Raw genomic sequence first — 1,290 nt, 5'->3', positions numbered from 1 at the left:
CCCTCCGCGGTGGAGATTCAGCTGACCGAGGCCGAGCGTGCTCAGCTGAGTGCCATGTCGGCGGAGTCGTCGAGATTGGCGATCCGGGCGAAGATCGTGCTGGCATGCGCCGAGCCGGGGACGAGTAACGCGCAGGTGTCACGAGAGCTGAAAACAGCGCTGGCCACGGTGCGTAAGTGGCGTGCGGCCTTTGCCCGCGGCGGCCTGGACGCCTTGGCCGACGAGGCGCGTTCCGGGCGGCCGAAGTCAGAACTGACGGTGACCGACACCGAGCGGGTGACGCTACGACGCTGGGCACAGCGCAGTAAGTCCTCACAGGTCCTGGCGATGCGCTCGAAGATCGTGCTGGCGTGTGCGGACGGCAAGGACAACAAACAGATCGCCGCCGAACTGCAGGTGCATCCGGACACGGTGTCCAAGTGGCGCACCCGGTTCCTGCGCCTGAGACTGGACGGCCTCATCGACGAGGCGCGGCCGGGCCGGCCACCCTCGATCACCCTGGACCAGGTGGAACAGGTCGTGGTGGCGACACTGGAACAGACCCCCACCGGCGCCACGCACTGGTCGAGGACCTCGATGGCCCGGCGCAGCGGACTGTCCAGGTCGACGATCGGACGGATCTGGCGGGACTTCGGGCTCAAACCCCATCGGGCCCAGACCTTCAAGCTGTCCAGTGATCCGCTGTTCGTGGAGAAGGTCGTCGACGTCATCGGCCTGTATCACAACCCGCCTGAGCGCGCGGTGGTGTTGTGCGTGGATGAGAAGTCCCAGATCCAGGCCCTGGACCGCTCACAGCCGGTGCTGCCGATGATGCCGGGGATGCCCGAGCGGCGCACCCACGACTACGTACGCAACGGGATCACCAGCCTGTTCGCCGCGTTCAACATCGAAGACGGGACCGTGATCGGCGAGTTGCACCGTCAGCACCGCGCCGCCGAGTTCAAGAAGTTCCTCATCACGATCGACAAGACGGTCCCGGCTGGGCTGGACATCCATCTGATCTGCGACAACTACGGCACGCACAAGACCCCGGCGATCAAGGCGTGGCTGGCGCGCCACCCTCGGTTCCATATGCACTTCACCCCGACCGGCTCCTCCTGGATCAATCAGGTCGAGCGCTGGTTCGGTTTCTTGACCGACCAGCTGATCAGGCGCGGAGCCCATAAGAGCGTCCAAGCCCTGGAGAAGGACATCCGCACCTGGATCGACCAATGGAATGACAACCCGCGGCCGTTCGTGTGGAAGAAGACCGCGGAAGAGATCCTCGAATCCCTTGCTAGATATTGCCGA

At 64.8% G+C, this 1,290-nt stretch carries 1 protein-coding gene; it reads left to right on the top strand.

Translation table 11 applies throughout. The annotated features are described in order from the left end of the window. Positions 1 to 54: 54 nt before the first annotated feature. On the top strand, positions 55 to 1,290 hold a 1,236-nt coding region (locus ABZU75_RS46465), incomplete at its 3' end, for an IS630 family transposase (RefSeq protein WP_355570013.1).

This window comes from Streptosporangium sp. NPDC005286, from assembly GCF_040607515.1.
Classification (GTDB): Bacteria; Actinomycetota; Actinomycetes; order Streptosporangiales; family Streptosporangiaceae; genus Streptosporangium.
Note: the sequence above shows the minus strand (reverse complement) of the source record. Positions and strands in the feature narration are given on the sequence as shown.